Origin of the sequence: Kitasatospora sp. NPDC056181 (assembly GCF_042266225.1) — a bacterium.
In the GTDB taxonomy this organism is placed as follows: Bacteria; Actinomycetota; Actinomycetes; order Streptomycetales; family Streptomycetaceae; genus Kitasatospora.
Window position 1 is genome coordinate 39,086 of record NZ_JBHJUK010000032.1, and the last position, 20,108, is coordinate 59,193.

The window sequence follows — 20,108 nt, forward strand, 5'->3', positions numbered from 1 at the left end:
GGGGGACCGGCCGTACAGGTGATCCAGTGCGGCGGGTTTCCTGCGGCAGGTGTTCGAGTCAATGGGCCTATTTCATATGACTGTTCCTGTTCTCCGGTGTGGCGTTCCGGCAGGGGGTAATGCTGAGCCGACCGGGTGACGGGTGGTGCAGGACGCAGGCCCGCCTCGTTGTGCCGGTCGGCCTCCTTGACACGTCCAGAAAGGCTCGCCCGGTGACTCAGCCGTTCGAACTGCCCTCCTTCTACGTGCCGCACCCGGCGCGCCTCAACCCCCATCTGGAAGAGGCCCGCACCCACTCCACCGCGTGGGCGCGGGAGATGGGGATGCTGGAGGGTTCGGGGATCTGGGACCAGGCCGACCTGGAGGCGCACGACTACGGCCTGCTCTGCGCCTACACGCACCCGGACGCCTCCGCCGAGGCGCTGTCGCTGGTCACCGACTGGTACGTGTGGGTGTTCTTCTTCGACGACCACTTCCTGGAGGTCTTCAAGCGCACCAACGACCGCGAGGGCGGCAAGGCCTACCTGGACCGGCTGCCGCTGTTCATGCCGGCCGACCCGTCCACGCCGATGCCCGAGCCCACCAACCCGGTCGAGGCGGGCCTGGCCGACCTCTGGCGGCGCACCGTGCCGACGATGGGCGAGGACTGGCGGATCCGGTTCGCCGAGAGCACCCGGAACCTGCTCAACGAGTCGCTCTGGGAGCTCGCCAACATCAACGCGGGCCGGATCTCCAACCCGGTCGAGTACATCGAGATGCGCCGCAAGGTCGGCGGCGCGCCCTGGTCCGCCGGGCTGATCGAGTACGCGGCCAACGCCGAGGTGCCGCAGGAGGTTTCTGGATCGCGGCCGCTGCGGGTGCTGATGGACGCCTTCTCGGACGGGGTCCACCTGCGCAACGACATCTTCTCCTACCAGCGCGAGGTCGAGGACGAGGGCGAGCTGAGCAACGGCATCCTCGTGCTGGAGACCTTCCTGGGCTGCTCGACGCAGGAGGCCGCGGAGGCCGTCAACGACCTGCTCACCTCGCGGCTCCAGCAGTTCGAGAACACCGTGTTCACCGAACTCCCGTCGCTGTTCGCCGAAACCGGGCTGGACCCGGTGGGCTGCGCCAAGGTGCTGGCGTACGTCAAGGGCCTCCAGGACTGGCAGTCCGGCGGTCACGAGTGGCACATGCGGTCCAGTCGGTACATGAACGGCGGCGGCGCGGCGGCCGGTTCGGCGGGTTCGGCGGGTTCGGCCGGGGACAACTGGTGGGACCAGTACGCGATCGGCGGGATCGGCACGTCCGCACTGGACGTGCTGAGGACCGGCCCGGGGCGCGCACTGCCCGGCGGGCTGGGCGAGTTGGGCTCGCTGAGCGGCGCGCTGGGGATCAACGCGCCCGGGATCAACACGCTGGAAGGCACACCCGGGTCGCCGGGCGGCGTCGACCCGGCGGTGCGGCGCGCGCGTTCGCACGCCCACGTGCCGTTCCAGCACGTGGGCCCGTCCCAACTGCCCGATTTCAAGCTGCCGTTCAGTGTCGACCTGAACAAGCACCTGGACACCTCGCGGCGCCACACCGTCGAGTGGGCCGACCGGATGGGCATGCTGGAGGCGCAGCCCGGCGTGCCCGGTTCGGACGTCTGGACGGCGGAGAAGGTCGCCGACTACGACTTCCCGCTCTGCTCGGCCGGCATCCACCCGGACGCCACGGCCGAGCAACTCGACCTCACGTCGGCCTGGTTGACCTGGGGCACCTACGGGGACGACTACTACCCGGCGGTGTTCGGGCGGACCCGCGACCTGGCCGGCGCCAAGTTGCTGACCGCGCGCTTCTCCGCGTTCATGCCCCTCGACGGCGGCCCGGTGCCCGAGCCGGTGAACGCCCTGGAGCGCGGCCTCGCCGACCTCTGGGAGCGGACCGCCGGGCCGATGACCGCCGACGCCCGGCGGAAGTTCCGCACGGCCGTCGAGTCCATGGTGGAGAGCTGGGTCTGGGAGCTCAACAACCAGGCGCAGAACCGGATCCCCGACCCCGTCGACTACATCGAGATGCGGCGCAGGACCTTCGGTTCCGACCTCACCATGAGCCTCTGCCGGCTGGCCCACGGGCAGTCCGTGCCGTCCGGGGTCTACGAGAGCGGGCCGATGCGCTCGCTGGAGAACGCGGCCGCCGACTACGCGTGCATGATGAACGACCTGTTCTCGTACCAGAAGGAGGTGGAGTACGAGGGCGAGGTGCACAACGCGGTGCTGGTGGTGCAGAACTTCTTCAACTGCGACTACCCGGCCGCCGTCCGCATCGTCGACGACCTGATGCACTCGCGGGTGGAGCAGTTCCAGCACGTGGCGCGGAACGAGTTCCCGGTGCTCTACGACGACTTCGACCTGGGGCCGGAGAGCCGGGCGGTGCTCGACGGGTACGTCAAGGAGCTGGAGAACTGGCTCGCGGGCATCCTGATCTGGCACCGGGGCTGCAAGCGGTACACGGAGGACGACCTGAAGCGGCACTTCGGGCGGGAGGAGCTCCCGGCGGCGCCCGCCGCGGTGGAGGGCGTGGCGCTGGGGCCGAAGGGGCTGGGGACGTCGGCGGCGCGGTTCGTGGTGGCGGCGGCGCCGGCGGGTGCGGCCGCCGGTGCGGCGGAGGGGGCGCCGCGCCCGGGGCTGGTGCCGTCCGGGCCGGCCGGCTTCGGGACGGCGGGGGCGCGGGCACCGTTCGGCGCGGCGCTGACCGCTCCGGTGGGTGCGGTGGACGTGGCCGGTTAGCGGCACGCCGCCGTTGTCGGGACGGTCCGCCGGGTGGGTGCACCGGCGGGCCGTCGGCGTTCGGGCGGTGGACGGGCGGTGGACGGGCAGTGGGCGGGGACGGGTGGCCGGGGTGGCCGGGCTTGCCCGGGTGGCTCGGGGCGCGGCCGGGCGGGGGACTGGCTACTGTGGCGAATCGGGGCAAAACGTCACAGATGTCCCACCTGTCACTTGTCACCTGTCACTGGAAGAGGGCAGACACATGGCCGTGCTACCCGAGGGCACACCCTGTTGGGCCGACGCGATGTTCGCCGACCTGGAGGGGGCGAAGGCGTTCTACGGCGACGTGCTCGGCTGGACCTTCGGCGAGAGCTCGTCGGAGTTCGGCAACTACACGACGGCGTACTCCGACGGCAAGGCGGTCGCCGCCATCGTGCCGCCGATGCCGGGAGAGGACTCGCCGCCGTCCGCCTGGTGCCTGTACTTCGCCTCGCCGGACGCCGGCGCCACCGCGGAGGGCATCCGCGCCAACGGCGGCGAGGTGCTGATGGGCCCGATGCAGGTCGGCGACTTCGGCACGATGGTGATCGCCAAGGACCCGGGCGGCGTCGCGTTCGGCGTCTGGCAGGCCGACAGCCACAAGGGCTTCGAGAAGCAGGGCGCGCCCGGCGCGTACGCCTGGGCCGAGGTGCTCACCCGCGAGGCCGGCAAGGCGGACGGGTTCTTCCCCGCGGTCTTCCCGTTCACCACCAAGAAGATGGAGAGCGGGGAGATGGACTACAAGATCTTCCACGTCGAGGGCCAACCCGTCCTCGGCCGGATGAAGATGGGCCCGGAGGACCTCCCGCCCGAGGCACCGTCCTACATCAGCGTGTACTTCGCCGTGAACGACTGCGACGTGGCCATCGCCAGGATCACCGAGCGCGGCGGGAAGCTGTACGCCGGGCCGATGGACACCCCGTTCGGCCGGTTCGCGGCGGTCGGCGACCCGCAGGGCGCGGCCTTCGGCATCATCGACCTCGGGAAGACGGCGGGGGAGATGCCCGTGATGGCGGACGCGTGATGGGCGGACACCTGACGGACGGGGTGCCCCGGTGAGCAGCGAGCGCGCCGACCTGCTGCAGACGCTGGACAAGCACCGCGGCTTCCTGCGCTACACCGTCCGCGACCTCACCGACGAACAGGCCGCCCGGCGCACCACCGTGAGCGAGCTGTGCCTGGGCGGCCTGATCAAGCACGTCATGGGTGTCGAGACGCGGTGGATGCGGTTCGCGGTCGGCGGCGCGGACGCGATGAACAGCGAGCCGGTCGACTGGGAGGGCCAGTTCCGGATGGCGGACGGCGAGACGCTGGAGTCGCTGCTGGCCGCGTACGAGCGGGTGGCGCACGAGACCGACGAGCTGGTCTCGACCCTGCCCGACCTGGACCGCGCCCACCCGCTGCCGCAGGCGCCGTGGTTCGAACCGGGCGCCAGCTGGTCGGTGCGGCGGGTGCTGCTGCACATCATCGCGGAGACCGCGCAGCACGCCGGGCACGCGGACATCATCCGGGAGTCCCTGGACGGGGCGAAGACGATGGGATGACGAAGACGATGGGGATGAGGGGCGCGCTCAGGCGAGTCGGAGGCCGAGCAGCTCGCTCAGGGCCCGGTCGCCGTCGGGCGTCACCCGCAGGGCCCGGCCGGAGCCGATCCGCTCCACCCAGGCCCGGTCCAGCGCCGTCCGGCAGAGGGCGGCGCCCAGCACCCCGCCCAGATGGGTGCGGCGCTCCGTCCAGTCCAGGCAGCCGCGGACCAGCGGCCGGCCGCCGCCGCGCCCCGCCCGGGCCGGGAGCTCAATGCCGGCGGCGGCCAGCCACTCCCGCCCGCTCCCGGTGACGGCGAGCCCGGCGTCGTCCGCCACCAGGCCGCGGGCCAGCACGGCATCGGTGACCGCCACGCCGAGGCGGCCGGCCAGGTGGTCGTAGCAGGTGCGGGCGCGGGCCTCGGCGCTCAGCCGGGTGGACTCGCGCAGAGTGCGGGGGGCCTTGGCGGGCGCCTTCGCGGGCGCCGACTCCGCGAAGGAGGTGAGGTCCTCGATCAGCGCCGCCGCCTCCGGGCCCGCCAGCCGGACGTACCGGTGCCGCCCTTGCCGCTCCTCGGCCAGCAGACCCCCGGCGATCAGCCGGGACAGGTGCTCGCTGGCCGTGGACGGCGCGACGCCGGCGTGGCGGGCCAGCTCGCCGCCGGTCCAGGCCCGGCCGTCCAGCAGGGCGGTGCAGAACGCGGCGCGGGTCGGGTCGGCGAGCAGGGCGGCGAGCTGGGCGAGTGGCATGGGTCCATGGTGCCCCGGGCACGGTTCGGCCGGGGCCGAAACGTTCCGCGCCTAGCGTGACGGGCATGAGCACCCCGAGCACCTTGAGCACCTCCGGGACGTCCGAGCGGTCCCAGGAGCCTTCCCCGGAGCGGTCGTTCGAGCCGTCCTCCGAGCCGTCCTCCGAGCCGTCCTCCGAGCGGTCGTTCGAGCCGTCCTTCGCGTGGTACGACGATGTCGTGGACGCCCTCGCCCACCCCGACCTGGTGCCGCTGCCCGCCGCCTCCGGGCCCGCCGGGGGCGTGGCGTGGCTGCGGGCGGCCGTCGCCCGGTTCAGCGCGGGGGAGGAGCACGCGGCCCGGCGCGCCCTGGTCGAGGCGGACCTCGCCCGGCTCGACCCGGCCGCCCTGCGGGTGGCCGCCGCGGCCGGGTTCGAGCCGGACGCGCGGCTGCGGGCCGTCCGCGCCCTCGCGCAGGGCCTCGGGCTGGCGGAGCCGGACGCCGTCGCGCGGGCGGTCTCCGTGGTGGCGCGGGCGTACTTCGCGGAGGCGCCGGACGACGCCGAGGCGGACGCGGCGGTGGCCTGGCTGCTGCCGCGGATGGCCGTGGGTGGCGCGGTGGTGGACGGGGCGAGCGCCCCGGTGGTGGACGGGGCGGACGTCGGGGGCCCGGCCCCGGAGGAGCTCGCGGCCAACCGGATCGGGCTGCTCGTCCAGGCCTGCGACGCCACCGCCACACTGGTCGGGAACGCCCGCCGGGCCGGCTGCCGCGGTGCGGCGGGTGAGGCGCCGGGCGGCGAGGGCCTGCTCGACCGGACGCTGCGTCACGACCCGCCGGTGCCGGTGATGCGGCGGCTGGCCGTGCGCGACGCCGTGGTGGGCACGGTCCGACTGCCGGCCGGCACACGGGTCGTTCTGGACGTCGCCGCCGCCCAGCAGGGCGCCCCCGGCCGGCCGCCGCTCACCTTCGGGGGGCCGCCGCGGATCTGCCCCGGCCGCACCCACGCGCTCGCCCTCGCCGCCGGGATCCTGCACGGCGCCTCCGACCCGGCGGGCCCGACGGCCGCCGACACCCCCGTGACCGACGGACGAGACCCGGGGGCGGTGGTGTCCGCGACGGTGGAGCACGTGCTGGCCCTCGCCGCGACGTGGACGGAGTGGGACGGGCGCCCGGTGGCCGCCGACGGCCGGACGTACACCCCGCACAAGGCGGTCCGCCGGGTGGCCGACCATCTCCTCGACCACCTCGCCGAGTTGGAGGCCCGGCTGGCCGGCGAGGCCACCGAACCCGACCACTGGCACGCCTCCGCCGCCACCACCCCGGCCGATCTCGCGCCGTTCACCCCGGCCGACCTGGACGAGGCCCGCAGCCGCCTCACCCGGCTCGCCCGGATCTGGGCCAGGCGCCTCGCCGCCCTCACCCCTGAGCAGCTCGACCACTCACCCGGTACGGGCTGGACGTTCCGGCAACTCGCTTTCCACGTCGCCGAGTCGGCGTACTACGCGGACGCGGTGGGCGACCTGCGCGCCGGTGCGGAAGGGGCCGCGTCGTGACTGCGTTCGCCGCACTCCACCACCGGCCCGGCGAGCCGCTGCTGCTCCCCAACGCCTGGGACCACGCCTCCGCCGCAGCCCTCGCCGGGCAGGGCTTCGCCGCGATCGGCACCACCAGTCTCGGCGTCGCCGCGGCCGCCGGTCTGCCCGACGGCGTCGCCGCCACCCGCGGGGAGACCCTCCGGCTCGCCCGCCGGCTCGGGCGGGGGCGGTTCCTGCTCTCGGTCGACGTCGAGTCCGGGTTCTCCGACGATCCGTCCGAAGTGGCCGATCTGGCCGTCGAGTTGGCGAGTCTTGGCGCGGTCGGCATCAACCTGGAGGACGGCCGCGCGGACGATACGCTCGCGCCCGTCGCCGTGCACGCCGCGAAGATCGCGGCGGTGAAGGCGGCCGTCCCCGACCTCTTCGTCAACGCCCGGACCGACACCCACTGGCTGGGGGTCACCGATCCCGGCCCGGAGACCGATCGGCGCCTCGCCGCCTACCAACAGGCGGGCGCGGACGGCGTGTTCGTCCCCGGACTCGCCGATCCGGCGGCCATCGAGGCCCTGGCCGGGCGGCTCGCCGTCCCGCTCAACATCCTGTACAACCCGGCGGGCCCGCCGCCGGCGCGGCTCGCGGACCTCGGCGTCGCCCGGGTCAGCCTCGGCTCGCTGCTCTACCGGGCGGCGCTGGCGGCGGCCGTGCAGACGGCGGTCGCCGTCCGGGATGGCGCGGCCGGGCCGATGGCGGGTGCGGTGCCCGCGTACGGGGAGGTCGCGGGGCTGCACCGGGACGGGGTGTAAGGGCGCCACCCCCGGCGGGGCCGTGCCGGGACGGGGCCCGGGTGCGTTTCCCGGCGGGGCCGTGTCAGGACGGGGCCCGGGGCGCGTTTCCCGGCGGGTGGCATCGAAGCGGGCGCAGGGGGCCGCGCCTGACGGGCAGGCAGCCGGCGGAAGAGCCGATAGCTAAACCATCGACATATCCCAATGGTTGACCTATGCTCCCGATCATGGGAAACCGTCAACTACAGGAGCCGACCAGGCTCGTGCTCACCGCGCTGGCCGACGCCCCGCGGCACGGCTACGCGATCGTCCAGGAGGTCCTGGCCATCTCCGGCGGCCGGACCAAGCTCCTCACCGGCACCCTCTACACGGCGCTGGACCGCCTCCTCCAGCAGGGCCTGATCCGGATCGACCACGAGGAGGTCGTGGGCGGACGGCTGCGCCGCACCTTCGCCCTCACCGAGGACGGCCGCGGCGTCCTGGCCGAGGAGACGGAGCGCCTGCGCGCCGGGGTCGTCGAGGCGGAGCGCAGGCTCGCCCTCGGCCGCCGGCCCGGCCTCCAGGCGGGCTTCGTGCGGCTCGCGCCGGCCGGGGGTGCGGCATGAGCGCGTCCTCCCCGCAGTTCGGCCTGCCCACCCGCCTCCCGCTGCTCGGCCTCTACCCCGCCAAGTACCGGGCCGCGAACGGCGCGGAGATCGCCGCCGTCCTCTCCGAGAGCCTTGAGGGCGCCGACCGCCGCACCGTGCTGCGCGAGTGGGCCACCGTCGCCGCGCACGCCGTCCGGCTGCGCACCCGGCTCAGCTCCAGCGACCCGGCGGGCCGCTTCCTCGCCGGTGCCGCGCCGTACCTGCTGGCCGGCGGGGCGGGCCTGGCCGTGGTCCACCTGCTGCTCGGGCTCTTCCTGCCCGACAAGTTCGGCGACGAGGGCCACCCCGCCCTGCGGGTCGCCGTGGGCGCGGTGCAGACCGTCCCGTGGATCCTCGCCCTGCTCTGCGCGGCCGGCGGCCGCTGGGGGGCGGCCCGGCTCCTGGTCCTGGCGGGCACCCTGGTGCGGACGGCGGCCGCCGCGGCCTTCTTCGCCCACGAGAGCCTGGCGCTGTTCCAGTACCTCCCCCTGGCCGGCTTCTGGCTCCTCCTCAGCGTCCTGCTCCTCGCCCCGCCGGACGGCGTCGACCTCTCCCTGCGTGCCCGCACCGAGACGGTGGCCACCGCGCTCGCCCTCGCCCTGCCCATGGGCGCGCTCGCCTTCCTCTGGCCCTGGCCGGACGAGGGCGTGGCCGAGGACCACGTCTTCTCGGACGCCAACCGCACCCTGCTGGACGTCTCCACCGCCTGGCCGGCCGTCGTGATGAGCATCGCGCTGCTGCTCAACCTCGCCCGCCGGGGCACCGACCGCGTCCGCGCCGCCGGGGTCGCGCTGGCCGTCCTGCCCTGGACGGTCATGCTGGCCCCGCCGTACTACTGGCGGCCGCCGTTCAACGGGCACGACCTGCTGCGCAACCTGCTCGTCGTGCTCGCGCTGCTGGCCTTCACCGCCACCGTGGCGGCCACCCGCCACCGGGTCCGCCCCTCGGTGGAGCCGGTCGAACCGGCCTGAGCCCGGCGGCGCGCCCGCCGGCCCGGAGCGCAGGCCCGGGCCGGGGGCGCGCCCTGACCTGGAGGCGCGCCCTGACCGTCGCGCCCGGGCCGCCCGCGCCGCCCGTCATGCCCGCGCCGCCCGCGCGGCTGAGCCCCCCGGCGTCAGGCGGCCGTGCGCGGGTCGATCGGGGTGAACACGCCGAGCCGGTCCTCGACGGCCCGGGCCGCGTCGAGGCAGAGGTCCTCGCGGAACGGGCGCCCGACGAGTTGGACGCCGACCGGCAGCCCGTCGGCCACCCCGGTCGGGACGGCCACGCCGGGGACGCCGACGAAGCTGGTCACCGAGCAGAGGCGCATCGCCGCGGCGACCCGGTCCCGGCCGGCCCGGTCGCGCGACTCCAGGCCGGGCTCGACGGGCGGCTCGGTGAACACCGGAGCGAGCAACAGCGGGTACTCCTCCAGGAATTCGGCCCAGGAACGGCGGATGTCCAGCCACGTCCCCATCAGCCTCACGAGCTCGTCGGAGGTGGCCGGCCGCACCCGCTCCATCACCATCCCGATGAAGCGGTCCCCGCCCTCGCCGAGCAGCCCGCGTACGGCCGGCCAGTTCGGTGCGAACTCGGTGACGGTGATCCGGTCGTACGCCTCCAGCGCCTCGTCCAGCCGCGGCACGTCCGGCACCTCGCGCACGTCGTAGCCCGCGTCGCGCAGCGCCTCGGCGGCGGTCCCGACGGCGGCGCGGACCGCCGGGTGGACGCCGTGGCCGCCGGGGTCGGCGACCACCGCGACCTTCACCGGCCCGGGGAGCCGTGCGCCGCGGACGGGCACCGGGACGGCCCACGGGTCACGCGGATCGCTGCCCGCCAGCACCTCGTAGGCGAGCCGCAGATCGTCCACGCTCCGGGCCAACGGGCCGTCGGTGACCAGGAACTGGGTGGCCGGCCCGGGGTCGTCCGGGCCGATGACGCGGCGATCGGCCGGGAACCGCCCGGTGGACGGCTTCAGCGCCGTCACGCCGCAGAACTGGGCCGGGATGCGGACCGATCCGCCGGAGTCGTTGCCCAGCCCGAGCGCGGCCATACCGGTGGCGACGGCCACCGCGTCGCCACCGCTCGACCCGCCCGGGGTGCGGCCGGCGTCCCACGGGTTGGCGGTGTCGCCGAACAGCTCGCTGCGGGTGTGCATCCCGGCCAGGACCAGGGTGGGCATGTTGCTGTGCCCGATCGGGATCGCCCCGGCCGCACGGAGCCGGGCCACCGGGAGCGCGTCGGCCGGTGCCACCAGGTCGCGGAAGCGCCTGACGCCGAAGGTGGTCGGCACGCCCTCGACGGGGGTGCTCTCCTTCACCGTGAACGGCACGCCCGCGAGCGGCCCCAGCTGTCCGCCCGCCGCGCGGCGCCGGTCCGTCGCCGCCGCGGCCTCGCGGGCGCGGTCGGCGAGGAGCTGGGTGACCGCGTTCACCTGCGGGTTGACCTCGGCGATGCGGGCCAGGTGGCTGTCGACCACTTCGACGGCGGAGACCTCGCCGCTGCGCACCGCCGCCGCCTGCTCGGCGGCCGTCATCGTCCAGATGGTGTCCTGCATCGCCCCTGCCGTCCTCTCGTCGTCCTCTTGCCGTACGCGGTCGCGTGTCGCCGTACGCCGGTGCGTACCGGTCTGCCGCACTCGGGCACGTGCTGCCGTACGCGGGCACGTACCGATGCGCTCGTATCGGAACGCGCCCACTGTAGCCTGTGAACCGATACGAGCGCATCGAATAAGGAGGCGGCCGATGCCCCGGCAGGTGGACCACGAGGAACGGCGCCGCGTCATCGCCGAGGCGGTCTGCGCCCTCGCCGACGAGCGCGGGCTGGAGGGCGTCACCGTGCGCGACGTCGCCGACCGCGCGCAGATCTCGATGGGCGCCGTCCAGCGCTGCTTCCGCACCAAGGAGGAGATGCTCGTCTTCGCGCTCGCCCACGTCGGCGAGCGCATCGCCGAACGGGTCCGGGCCCGTCTGGTCCGCACCCCGGCGCAGTCCGCCGCGACCGCCCTCGGCCACGCGGCCTCCGAGGTCGCCCTGCTCGACGAGCAGCACCGCGCCGAGGCCCGGGTCTGGCTCGCCTTCGTCGCCCAGGCCGTCGTCAGCGCACCGCTCGCCGAGACCCTGCGGGCCGGCTACGCACCGCTGGAGGACGCGTTCGCCCGCCTGATCGAGGAGGGCGCGGCCCGGGGCACCGGCGAACCCGCCGGGGAGGACGCACCCCTGGACGCGCGGCGGGAGGCCCGTACGGTCCTCGCCCTCGCCGACGGCCTCACCGTGCACGTCCTCGCCGGCCACCTCACGCCGCAGGAGGCCGGCGACATCCTCCACGTCCAGCTGGCCCGTCTCTGGGCGGGGCGGCAGCCCCCGCCGGCGTGACCGTCCGAGGCGCTCGTCGGGGAAGACGATCGGACATCTTTCGAAGACTGAAGGATATTCAGCGGCTCGTCCGGCCTTCCTAGAGTTGAGGACATCACAAGCCGCCCGGCAGCCGGGCGGACGAGCCGGAAGGAAGACCCCCCCATGCGTGCAGTCATCCAGAAGTCCTTCGGCGGCCCCGAGGTCCTTGAGGTCGTCGAGACCGAGCGTCCCGCCCCCCTCGGTGGAGAGGTCCTCGTCCGCGTGCACGCCAGTGGGGTCAACCCGGTTGACGTGGCAGTCCGTTCGGGCGCCTACCCGCTGCTCGGCGAGCCGCCCTACGGGGTCGGCTGGGACATCTCCGGCGTGGTCGAGGAGGCCGGCCCGGGGGCCAGGTTCAAGGTCGGCGACGAGGTGTTCGGCATGCCGTTCTTCCCGCGGGCCGCCACCGGCTACGCCGACTACGTCGCGGTGCCGTCCCGGCAGGTGGCCCGCAAGCCCGCCACGCTCGACCACGTGCAGGCCGCCGCCCTTCCGCTCTCCGCCCTCACCGCCTGGCAGGGCCTGGTCGACGCGGCGCAACTGTCCGAGGGGCAGCGGGTGCTGGTGCACCGCGCGGCCGGCGGCGTCGGCCACTACGCGGTCCAGATCGCGAAGGCCCGCGGCGCCCACGTGATCGCCCTCGCCAGCGAGCCCAAGCACGAGTTCGTGCGCGGCCTCGGCGCCGACGAGGTCATCGACTACCGGACCACCGACTACACCGAGGTGGTGCGCGACGTCGACGTCGTCTTCGACTCGTCCTCCGAGGGCACCCGTGCGCTGTCGGTGCTGCGGCCCGGCGGCACCCTGGTCAGCATCATGGAGCACTGGAACCAGGAGCTGGCGGCCCGGATCGAGGCGGCCGGGCGGCGGTTCGCGGGCGTCTCGGTCGAGCCCGACTACGCGTCGCTGGAGGCGATCGCCGCCCTCGTCGACGCCGGCCGGATCCGCCCGCACGTCGCCGAGACCTTCCCGCTCGCCGACGCGGGCAAGGCCCACGAGCTGGTCGGCTCCGGCCGGGTCCAGGGCAAGGTCGTCCTCACCGTTGCCTGAGCGGGACGGTGACGGACGGGGGAGGGGGGAGGTGCCGGAGGGGCCCGACGGGGGTGGGCCCTTCCGGCACCGGACCACGCGGGCGGACATGCGAGGCCCGGCCCCAAGGTCCGTCTTCAAAGACGGACCTTAGGGTGGGGACGGAACACGGCGAACGGGGGCGGACCATGGACATCCTGACCGAGGCACTGGGCTCGATGCGGACCGGGAACCCCACGTCCGTCCGCACCGAGGGGCGCGCCCCCTGGGGCCTGCGCCTGCCCCCGGTCGCCGGCGCCGGCTTCCACGTGGTGCTGCACGGCACCTGCTGGCTGATCCCGCTGGAGTGCGCCGGCAACGACGAGCCGATCGCCCTCAGCCCCGGCGACGTCGTCTTCCTGCGCGACGGCCGCGGCCACATCCTCGCCGACCACCCCAGCACCCCGGCCGCACCGGAACGGCCCGACCAGTACCGGCCGAGCACGCCGATCGGCACGGTCACCCTCGGCGGCGACGGCCCCCGGACCAGCCTCCTCTGCGGCAACTACCACCTGGACCAGGGCCGCCCGCACCCGATGCTCCGCCAACTGCCCGAGGTCGTCCACCTGTCCACCGGCCAGGGCCGGCACCCCGAGCTCACCGCGGCCGTCCAACTCCTCGGCGCCGAACTGGAGAACCCCCGGCTCGGCTCGACGGGCATCGTCCCCGCCCTGATCGACTCACTGCTCCTGTACATCCTGCGGGCCTGGTTCGAGGACCAGCCCGCCGTGGCCGCGGCCGGCTGGGCCGCCGCCCTCAGCGACTGCGCCGTCGCCCCGGCCCTCGCCGCCATCCACGAGACCCCCTCGACCCCGTGGACCGTCGAGTCGCTGGCGAGCCGGGTCGGCCTCTCCCGGGCCGCCTTCGCCCGCCGCTTCACCGCCCTCGTCGGGGAGCCGCCCATGGCCTACCTCACCCGCTGGCGCCTGACCACCGCCGCCCGGCTGCTCCGCGAGTCCGAGGCGCCGCTCACCACCATCGCCACCCGGGCCGGCTACGGCTCCGAGTACGCCTTCGCCAAGGCCTTCAAGCGCGAGTTCGGCCAGGCCCCCGGCGGCTACCGACGCGACACCCGCGCCGCCTGAGCCGCTCGGGCCGCCTGGCCGCCGGGCCGGCTGAGCCGCTCGGGCCCACCCGGGCCGGCTTCTCCCGCCGTGTCGGGGCGGTCGAATCGGATCCTCCAATTGCTCTGTCCAGGAAGGGCGTTCGCCCCTACCTTGATCCCCGGCACAGGTCCGAGCCTCGTCCAGCTGCTCATCCTCCTCGGCAGGCGGCTGAAGGCCTCGGAGGCGGCGGACTCCGAGACGCCTGACGTCCGGCCGGACGGCGGGTCAGCCGGCCAGGAAGCGGCGGAGCGAGTCCGTCATGGCGGCCACGAAGGCGTCGCGGGTGGGCTCGGGGACGAGGTCCAGCGACAGGTAGGGGTTGAGGTCCTCCAGCTCGACCAGGAGCAGCCCGCCCTCCCGCGTCCGGCAGGCGTCCACGCGCTGGATGCCGTGGTCGAGCGTGTTCCAGTCGATGAAGCGGCGGGCGAAGGCCAGGTCGTCCCCGCTCGGCTCGTAGGGTTCGAGGACCCAGCGCCGGGCGGGGTCGGGGGCGTGGAGGGCGTACTGGAAGGAGTCGTCGACGTAGTAGAACGACACCTCGTACCGGAAGTCGATCCGAGGCTGGACGAGGATGCCTTCGTGGGCGAGGGCGCCGTCGTGCCCGAGGACGTCGTCGTGCCCGAGGCCGCCGTCGTCGACCAGGTCGTCCAGCGCGCTCCGGGGCACGAAGGCGAGGCCGATGGAGTCCGCGCCCGTCCTGGGCTTGACCACGTACTCGGCGGCCTCGGGCAGCAGGTGCACGTCCTGCGGCCGGTCGACGGTGGGTATGACCGGGTACCCGGCGGCGGTCAGGTCCAGCAGGTACTGCTTGCCGGCCATGTCGCCGCGGCCCGAGAGCGGGTTGTAGACCCGGGTGCCGCGGGCCACGGCCCGGTCGTGGAAGGCGTCGTACTCCCGCTGGTAGTGCAGCACCGGGCCGCTGTTGCGGACCACGACCGCGTCGAAGCCGTCCATCAGCGCGGCGGCGTCCAGCGGGTGGCACAGCGCGAGGTCGAAGTCCTCGCGCAGCCGGGAGGTCAGGAAGACGTCCTCGTCGCAGTAGCGCCGCCCCCGGGCCTGGTAGCCGAGATCGGTCACGAACAGGAGGCTGGGGCGGACGGGCATGGCGCATCTCCTCGGGGCTCGCCGCCAGCCTACGCAACGGACGCCGCGTCGCCGCAGGTGCCCGCCGTACCGCGGGCGGCGGTGTGCGCCGGGCCCGACGACGCCCGGCGGCGCTCGGCGACTCCGGCGGTCCTGCGGTACCCCGCGGACGGCGGTGTGCGCCGCCCGCGGTCACCGGCCGGCGTCGGCGGCCCGGGGCTCCTCGGGCGGGGCCAGGGGCATGCTCCTCAGCCGGCTCACCGGGGAGACGACCAGTCCGATCACGACGAGGGCGGAGCCGGCCGCCGCCACCCTCAGTGCGCCTTCGGCGCCGATCCGGCCGGCGAGCAGGCCGGCAAAGAGCCCGCCGAGGGCGCCGCCGCCGAACAGCAGCGTCCGGAAGGCCGCCGTCATCCGCCCCATCATCGACTGCGGGGTCAGCGCCTGGCGCAGACTGACGATGACCACGCCCGCCACGCCGAGGCCCAGGTAGGTGGTGAAGAAGGACAGCACGAACATCGAGACCATCACCGGCCGGGGCCCGGCGGCCAGGGTGATGAGGGTGGGCCCGAGCAGCAGCGCCGACTGGGCCACCAGGTAGACGCGGCCGGTCGGGAACCGCGCGATGACCCTGCGGGAGACCAGCGCGCCGATCAACCCGCCGACCGAGGCGGTCGCGAAGACCGCCCCGAGCGTGGTCGAGGTGAGGTGGAGGTCGCTGGTGCCGTGGAGGAGGAACATCGTCCACACGGTGACCATGGAGAAGTTGCAGCAGAAGCCGATGAGCGCCAGGGCCCGCAGCACCCCGCTGCCCATGACCCACCCCAGCCCGTCCCGGAGTTCGCGCAGCAGGTGTCGCTCGGCCACGGGCTCGGGGCGCGGCTCGGGGGTGCGGATCAGCAGCAGCGAGACGACGGACACCGCGTACGAGCAGGCGTCCACGACCAGGGCCACCGGGGCGGTGAGCGCCGACACCAGGACGCCCGCGAGCCCGGGACCGGCCACGTCGGCGGCGGAGGAGCTGGTGCCCATCCTGGCACTCGCCTCGACGTAGTGCCCGGGGTCGCGGACCAGCACCGGCACGTACGACATCCAGCTCACGTCGAAGACCACGGACGCGACGCCGACGGCGCAGGCGATCACCAGCAGGACGGGCAGGTCGAGGGCGTCCCACCAGTAGAGCAGCGGGACCAGTGAGAGCAGCACCAGCCGGACGAGGTTGGCGCCCAGCATGACGGGCCGGCGCCGTACCCGGTCCGTCCAGACCCCGATCAGCAGGGCCAGTCCGAGGTACGGCACGAGCTGGAGGAAGCGGAGCAGGCCGACCTGCTCGTCGGTGGCGTGGAAGGCGCGGATCGCGGTCAGCGGCAGGGCGAGGTTGGTGATCTGGGTGCCGAGCAGCGACACCGTCTCGCCGAGCCAGAACGTCAGGAAGTCGCGGTTGCGCCAGAGGCTTTCCGGCTCCGCCACTGCCGCGGCACCGGCAGCGGCGGGTGCCGGCGGCGGCGCGGTGCCGCCGGCGTCGGACCCGGCCGGAGCGTCGGTCATCGGGCGCTCCCCGCCAGCTCGGCGACGGTCGCGGCGACGGCGTCGACCTCGTCCTCGGTGTTGTAGTAGTGCGGCGACAGCCGCAGGCACCACTCCACGTCCTTGTCGGCGAAGTCGAAGTGCGCGAACTCCCGGAAGCTGAGCGCGGAGTTGATGCCGCGCGCGTCCATCGCGGCCTTGAACGGCTGCGGCCGCCACCCCTCGATCGCGAAGGTGACCAGGGCGGCCGGTGCCGGGCCGCCGTCGAGCAGCCGCACCCCGGGAACGCCGGCCAGCTGTTCGCGCAGCCGCGCCGCCAGCGCCGGGGTGCGCCGGGCGACCGGTCCGATGCCGACCCGCAGGGCGTAGCGGACGGCGGCGGCGCTGCCGAGGACGGTGGCGTACGGGAACTCCCACTCCTCGAAGCGGGCCGCCGTGTCCACCGGCCGGTAGCTCTCCGGCCCGGTCCAGCGGGCGCCGTACATGTCGATGAAGAGCGGCTCGTAGCCGGCCGCGAGCACCCGGTCCGAGACGTAGAGGAAGCCCGAACCGCGCGGCCCGCGAAGGAACTTGCGGCACGTGGCGGTGAGCAGGTCGCAGCCGATCCGCTCGACGTCGACATCGAGCTGGCCGACCGACTGGCAGGCGTCGACGAGGTACAGCAGGTCGAGTTCGCGGCAGTGGCGGCCGATCTCCGCCACCGGCTGGACCAGGCCGGAGTTGGTCGGCACGTGCGTGGCGGCGACCAGGCGCGGGCGGCGGGCGCGCATCAGCGCGGCCATCGCCGCGACGTCGACGCCGCTGCCGTCCGGGTGGTCGGGGGCGTGCACGATCTCGACGCCGTGACGCCGGCGGAGGGCGAGGAAGGCGATCTGGTTGGAGATGAAGTCGTTGCGGGTGGTGAGGACGACGTCGCCCGGCCGGAAGTCGATCGCGGACAGTGCCTTGGAGTAGGCGTGGGTGGCGCTGCCGGCGAAGGCGATGTTGCCGGGGCGGGTGTGGACGAGTTCGGCGGTCGCAGCGTGGAAGTCGGCCACCTCGGCGGCCCGGGCGGCGGAGGCCTCGTAGCCGCCGATGGCGGCCTCCAGGCGCAGGTGGTCGAGCATCGCGCCCAGCACCGGACGGGCCATCAGACCGCAGCCGGCGTTGTTGAAGTGGATCACCGAATCGCAGCCGGGGGTGTCGGCGCGGAGGGCGGCGAGGTCGAGAAGCGGTTCCGACGCTGACTCAGAAGCGCTATCCTGTATCTTCATGTCTGACAGTAGCAGTACTGGCGCGCTGGTGACGATCCTCCGCGCGGAGATCGCCGCGCTCGCTCCCGGCGACCGGCTGCCCAGCAGCCGCGACCTGATCACCCGTCACGGCGTCGGTCCGGTCACCGTGTCCCGCGCGATCGCCCTGCTGGCCGCCGAGGGTGCGGTGGTCACCCGGCCCGGCAGTGGCACCTACGTCGCCGCCCGCCGGGCCAGGCATGGGGAGGGCGCTCCGGACACTTCCTGGCAGGCGGTCGCCCTGGCCGGACGGGAGCGCGACCCGGGCGCCGACCACGACGCCGCGTCGGCCGAGACGGACGGGCCGTCAGGACCCCTGCCCGCCGGAACCATCGCGCTCTCCGGTGGCTACCTGCACGAGAACCTCCAGCCCACCCGGGCGCTCGGTGCGGCCCTGGCCCGCGCCGCCCGCAGGCCCGACGCCTGGCACCGCGCCCCCGCCGCAGGCCTGGCGCCGCTGCGTGCGATCTTCGCCCGGCAGGTGGGCGGCGGCGTGGGTCCCGAGGACGTGCTGGTCACGGGCGGCGGCCAGGCGGCGCTGTCGATGCTGTTCCGCGCCGTCGCCGCACCCGGCAGCCCGGTGCTCGTCGAGTCGCCCACCTATCCCGGGGCGCTCGCCGCCGCCCGCGCGGCAGGCCTGCGGCCGGTGCCCGTGCCGATCGACGACGACGGCATCCGCCCCGATCTGCTGGCCGACGCCTTCGCGATGACCGGGGCGCGACTGCTCTACTGCCAGCCGACCTTCCACAACCCGACCGGCACCGTGCTCGCGCCGGAGCGCCGCCGCCAGGTCGTCGACGTGACCCGCGCCGCCGGGGCGTTCCTGATCGAGGACGACTTCGCCCGCCACCTCGGCCACGGCCGGCCGGTACCGCGCCCGCTGGTGGCCGACGACCGCGACGGCACGGTGGTCCACCTGACCTCGCTCACCAAACCGGCCTCGCCCAGCCTGCGGATCGGCGCGCTGGTCGCCCGCGGCCCGGTCATGCGCCGGCTCCAGGCGATGCGGCGGGTGGACGACTTCTTCATCGCCCGCCCGCTCCAGGAGGCGGCCGTCGAACTGCTCAGCACGCCCGCCTGGGACCGCCACCTGCGGACGCTGGCCACCGCCCTGCGCGACCGCCGCACGGCCCTGGAGGACGCGCTGGCCCGCGAACTCGCCGACTGGCCGCTCGCCGACAGCCCGGCCGGCGGACTCCACCTGTGGCTGCGGCTGCCGCCGGCCCTCACCGACCGCGCCGTCACCGACGCCGCGGTCGCCGATGCGGCCGGGGCGCACGGGGTGTCGGTCAACGTCGGCCACCGCTACTTCCCGGCCGAGCCGCCCAGTGCCCACCTGCGCCTCGGCTTCGCGGCGGCCGCCGACCCCGCGGAGCTCACCGAGGCCGCCCGCCGCCTGGCCGGCGCGGTCCGCTCGCTGGGGGACTGACCGCCGGGGCCGTGAGCGCTGGGCCGTGACTGTCGGGGCCGGGCCGGGCGTGGGCGGGGTGGTCGGGGCGGGGTGGCCGGTGTGGCCGGCCTGCGGGCCGGGGGTCAGCTCAGGCCGGCCTTCGCCTGCACGGCGGCGACGTAGCGGACGGTGAACACCATCGGGAGGGCGAAGCCGGCGACCTGCGTGAGCGTCGCGGCCGTCGAGTGGCCCTGGCCGGCGTGGGCGAACGCCGCCAGCACGGCGGCCGTGGCGGCGAAGGCCGCCGTCCAGACGGCGGTGATGACGACGTTGGTCCGGATGAACGGCTTGAGCCCCCAGACCTCCTGGGGCGTGGTGCGCTTGGCGATGCCCAGGGTGAACGGCTTGCCGATGAGCAGTGAGACCCCGGCGATCAGGGCCAGGGTGGCCGAGGACAGGGCCGCCGAGTAGTCGTGCACGCCCGACTGCGGGTCGGCGAAGGCGACCGCCGCCAGGGCCGCGAAGTAGGCCGCCGAGCCCAGCTCGATGATCAGGGCGTCGAAGCCGGCCCCGGCCCGGCGCTGCTGGGCGATCAGCGCCACCGCCACCACCAGCGCGGCCAGCGAGGCCCACTGCCACTGCCCGGACGGAAGCACCGCGAAGACGATCCACGGAAGGAAGGTGCGCACGTACGACATTCGGAAGTCCCCCTCAACGTTCCAAGTCTGACAGGTCTGAACTGTACATTGCATGAGTGACATGTCAACAGTGGAAGGTAAGGTGGTCCGCATGAGTCTCCGATACGCCCTCCTCGGACTGCTGTCCGATCGCCCGGCCAGTGGGTACGACCTGCTCAAGAGCTTCGACACCTCGTTGGCCGACGTCTGGCCCGCCACCCAGAGCCAGATCTACACGGAGCTGTCCAGGCTCGCCGACGCCGGACTGATCAGCGTCACGGCGGAGGGCCCGCGCGGGCGGAAGGAGTACACCCTCACCGCCGAAGGGCTGGCAGAGCTGCGGCACTGGCTGACCGAGACCACCCCGCAGCGCAACACCCGCAGCGACATCCTGCTGAGGGTCTTCTTCCTCGGCGTGCTCACCCCCGAGCAGTCGCGGGCCTACCTCACCGGACTGGCCGAGCTGTCCGACCGGGGGAACGAGGAGCTGCGCGCACTGGCCGACTCCATCGACTGGGGCGGCGACCAGCTCTCCGTCTACGGCCGGATCGCCCTGGAGTACGGCCTCCGGTTCAACGCGATGCGCCGCGAGTGGGCCGAGTGGGCGGCCGAGCAGATCCGGTAGTCCGGTTCCTGCCCGGAGGGCCGA

The 20,108-nt window shown here is 74.5% G+C and carries 18 protein-coding genes; 12 read left to right on the forward strand and 6 right to left on the reverse strand.

Going from position 1 to position 20,108, the window contains the following annotated elements; all coding sequences use genetic code 11:
* Positions 1-212 precede the first annotated feature (212 nt).
* From ACFC1F_RS15285 to ACFC1F_RS15295, 3 genes are all read left to right on the forward strand, one after another.
* Entirely contained in the window at positions 213-2,750 is a 2,538-nt protein-coding gene (locus ACFC1F_RS15285; RefSeq protein WP_376158556.1) for a germacradienol/geosmin synthase, read from the forward strand.
* A gap of 241 nt (positions 2,751-2,991) precedes the next feature.
* Complete coding sequence (locus ACFC1F_RS15290; protein WP_376158558.1) at positions 2,992-3,792, forward strand: VOC family protein; 801 nt, start codon at positions 2,992-2,994, stop codon at positions 3,790-3,792.
* Between the two features lie 31 nt (positions 3,793-3,823).
* Positions 3,824-4,312, forward strand: a complete 489-nt coding sequence (locus ACFC1F_RS15295) for a DinB family protein (protein WP_376158560.1) — start codon at positions 3,824-3,826, stop codon at positions 4,310-4,312.
* A 27-nt stretch (positions 4,313-4,339) separates the two neighbouring features.
* Here ACFC1F_RS15295 and ACFC1F_RS15300 read toward each other — a convergent pair whose 3' ends face one another.
* Entirely contained in the window at positions 4,340-5,041 is a 702-nt protein-coding gene (locus ACFC1F_RS15300) for a helix-turn-helix transcriptional regulator (RefSeq protein ID WP_209416392.1), read from the reverse strand.
* Between the two features lie 65 nt (positions 5,042-5,106).
* Between ACFC1F_RS15300 and ACFC1F_RS15305 the strand changes: the two genes are divergently transcribed.
* The 4 genes from ACFC1F_RS15305 (at position 5,107) to ACFC1F_RS15320 (ending at position 8,934) form a co-directional block, all read left to right on the forward strand.
* Positions 5,107-6,573, forward strand: coding sequence for a hypothetical protein (locus ACFC1F_RS15305; RefSeq protein ID WP_376158562.1), 1,467 nt, complete (start codon positions 5,107-5,109; stop codon positions 6,571-6,573).
* Positions 6,570-7,358 carry an isocitrate lyase/phosphoenolpyruvate mutase family protein gene (locus tag ACFC1F_RS15310; protein WP_376158564.1) on the forward strand — a complete coding sequence of 263 codons (789 nt, stop codon included), beginning with the start codon at positions 6,570-6,572 and terminating at the stop codon, positions 7,356-7,358. The genes ACFC1F_RS15305 and ACFC1F_RS15310 overlap by 4 nt, the downstream gene beginning before the upstream one ends.
* Before the next feature lie 206 nt (positions 7,359-7,564).
* Positions 7,565-7,942, forward strand: a complete 378-nt coding sequence (locus ACFC1F_RS15315; RefSeq protein WP_209416389.1) for a PadR family transcriptional regulator — start codon at positions 7,565-7,567, stop codon at positions 7,940-7,942.
* A complete protein-coding gene (locus ACFC1F_RS15320; protein ID WP_376158566.1) occupies positions 7,939-8,934 on the forward strand; it encodes a hypothetical protein in 996 nt (331 codons plus the stop codon). Before ACFC1F_RS15315 ends, ACFC1F_RS15320 begins: the two co-directional genes overlap by 4 nt.
* A gap of 143 nt (positions 8,935-9,077) precedes the next feature.
* Here the strand turns inward: ACFC1F_RS15320 and ACFC1F_RS15325 are convergent, their stop codons facing one another.
* Positions 9,078-10,499, reverse strand: a complete 1,422-nt coding sequence (locus tag ACFC1F_RS15325) for an amidase (RefSeq protein WP_376158568.1) — start codon at positions 10,497-10,499, stop codon at positions 9,078-9,080.
* Between the two features lie 187 nt (positions 10,500-10,686).
* On the opposite strand from ACFC1F_RS15325, the gene ACFC1F_RS15330 reads away from it, so the two are divergent.
* From ACFC1F_RS15330 to ACFC1F_RS15340, 3 genes are all read left to right on the forward strand, one after another.
* Complete coding sequence (locus tag ACFC1F_RS15330) at positions 10,687-11,316, forward strand: TetR/AcrR family transcriptional regulator (RefSeq protein ID WP_376158570.1); 630 nt, start codon at positions 10,687-10,689, stop codon at positions 11,314-11,316.
* Between the two features lie 144 nt (positions 11,317-11,460).
* Complete coding sequence (locus ACFC1F_RS15335; RefSeq protein WP_209416384.1) at positions 11,461-12,387, forward strand: NADP-dependent oxidoreductase; 927 nt, start codon at positions 11,461-11,463, stop codon at positions 12,385-12,387.
* A gap of 167 nt (positions 12,388-12,554) precedes the next feature.
* Positions 12,555-13,490, forward strand: a complete 936-nt coding sequence (locus ACFC1F_RS15340) for an AraC family transcriptional regulator (RefSeq protein ID WP_209416382.1) — start codon at positions 12,555-12,557, stop codon at positions 13,488-13,490.
* A gap of 246 nt (positions 13,491-13,736) precedes the next feature.
* On the opposite strand, the gene ACFC1F_RS15345 is transcribed toward ACFC1F_RS15340, so the two are convergent.
* From ACFC1F_RS15345 to ACFC1F_RS15355, 3 genes are all read right to left on the reverse strand, one after another.
* Positions 13,737-14,615, reverse strand: a complete 879-nt coding sequence (locus tag ACFC1F_RS15345) for a hypothetical protein (protein WP_376158572.1) — start codon at positions 14,613-14,615, stop codon at positions 13,737-13,739.
* A 171-nt stretch (positions 14,616-14,786) separates the two neighbouring features.
* Positions 14,787-16,142: an MFS transporter gene (locus tag ACFC1F_RS15350; protein WP_376158574.1), complete on the reverse strand. Its 1,356-nt coding sequence runs from the start codon at positions 16,140-16,142 to the stop codon at positions 14,787-14,789.
* Entirely contained in the window at positions 16,139-17,374 is a 1,236-nt protein-coding gene (locus ACFC1F_RS15355) for an aminotransferase class V-fold PLP-dependent enzyme (RefSeq protein WP_376158576.1), read from the reverse strand. Before ACFC1F_RS15355 ends, ACFC1F_RS15350 begins: the two co-directional genes overlap by 4 nt.
* On the opposite strand from ACFC1F_RS15355, the gene ACFC1F_RS15360 reads away from it, so the two are divergent.
* Positions 17,373-18,821 (forward strand): PLP-dependent aminotransferase family protein, encoded by a 1,449-nt coding sequence (locus ACFC1F_RS15360; RefSeq protein WP_376158578.1) that lies wholly within the window; start codon positions 17,373-17,375, stop codon positions 18,819-18,821. The two genes, ACFC1F_RS15355 and ACFC1F_RS15360, sit on opposite strands and share 2 nt — an antisense overlap.
* A gap of 104 nt (positions 18,822-18,925) precedes the next feature.
* Here the strand turns inward: ACFC1F_RS15360 and ACFC1F_RS15365 are convergent, their stop codons facing one another.
* Positions 18,926-19,480 carry a hypothetical protein gene (locus ACFC1F_RS15365; protein WP_376158580.1) on the reverse strand — a complete coding sequence of 185 codons (555 nt, stop codon included), beginning with the start codon at positions 19,478-19,480 and terminating at the stop codon, positions 18,926-18,928.
* Between the two features lie 91 nt (positions 19,481-19,571).
* Here ACFC1F_RS15365 and ACFC1F_RS15370 point away from each other — a divergent pair, with 91 nt between their 5' ends.
* Positions 19,572-20,084: a PadR family transcriptional regulator gene (locus tag ACFC1F_RS15370; RefSeq protein ID WP_376158582.1), complete on the forward strand. Its 513-nt coding sequence runs from the start codon at positions 19,572-19,574 to the stop codon at positions 20,082-20,084.
* Positions 20,085-20,108 lie beyond the last annotated feature (24 nt).

Coding starts and splice junctions, on each gene's coding strand:
- ACFC1F_RS15290 (WP_376158558.1), top strand. CDS start 2,992: ATGGCCGTGCTACCCGAGGGCACACCCTGTTGGGCCGACGCGATGTTC.
- ACFC1F_RS15300 (WP_209416392.1), bottom strand. CDS start 5,041: ATGCCACTCGCCCAGCTCGCCGCCCTGCTCGCCGACCCGACCCGCGCC.
- ACFC1F_RS15305 (WP_376158562.1), top strand. CDS start 5,107: ATGAGCACCCCGAGCACCTTGAGCACCTCCGGGACGTCCGAGCGGTCC.
- ACFC1F_RS15315 (WP_209416389.1), top strand. CDS start 7,565: ATGGGAAACCGTCAACTACAGGAGCCGACCAGGCTCGTGCTCACCGCG.
- ACFC1F_RS15320 (WP_376158566.1), top strand. CDS start 7,939: ATGAGCGCGTCCTCCCCGCAGTTCGGCCTGCCCACCCGCCTCCCGCTG.
- ACFC1F_RS15325 (WP_376158568.1), bottom strand. CDS start 10,499: ATGCAGGACACCATCTGGACGATGACGGCCGCCGAGCAGGCGGCGGCG.
- ACFC1F_RS15330 (WP_376158570.1), top strand. CDS start 10,687: ATGCCCCGGCAGGTGGACCACGAGGAACGGCGCCGCGTCATCGCCGAG.
- ACFC1F_RS15335 (WP_209416384.1), top strand. CDS start 11,461: ATGCGTGCAGTCATCCAGAAGTCCTTCGGCGGCCCCGAGGTCCTTGAG.
- ACFC1F_RS15340 (WP_209416382.1), top strand. CDS start 12,555: ATGGACATCCTGACCGAGGCACTGGGCTCGATGCGGACCGGGAACCCC.
- ACFC1F_RS15345 (WP_376158572.1), bottom strand. CDS start 14,615: ATGCCCGTCCGCCCCAGCCTCCTGTTCGTGACCGATCTCGGCTACCAG.
- ACFC1F_RS15350 (WP_376158574.1), bottom strand. CDS start 16,142: ATGACCGACGCTCCGGCCGGGTCCGACGCCGGCGGCACCGCGCCGCCG.
- ACFC1F_RS15360 (WP_376158578.1), top strand. CDS start 17,373: ATGTCTGACAGTAGCAGTACTGGCGCGCTGGTGACGATCCTCCGCGCG.
- ACFC1F_RS15355 (WP_376158576.1), bottom strand. CDS start 17,374: ATGAAGATACAGGATAGCGCTTCTGAGTCAGCGTCGGAACCGCTTCTC.
- ACFC1F_RS15365 (WP_376158580.1), bottom strand. CDS start 19,480: ATGTCGTACGTGCGCACCTTCCTTCCGTGGATCGTCTTCGCGGTGCTT.
- ACFC1F_RS15370 (WP_376158582.1), top strand. CDS start 19,572: ATGAGTCTCCGATACGCCCTCCTCGGACTGCTGTCCGATCGCCCGGCC.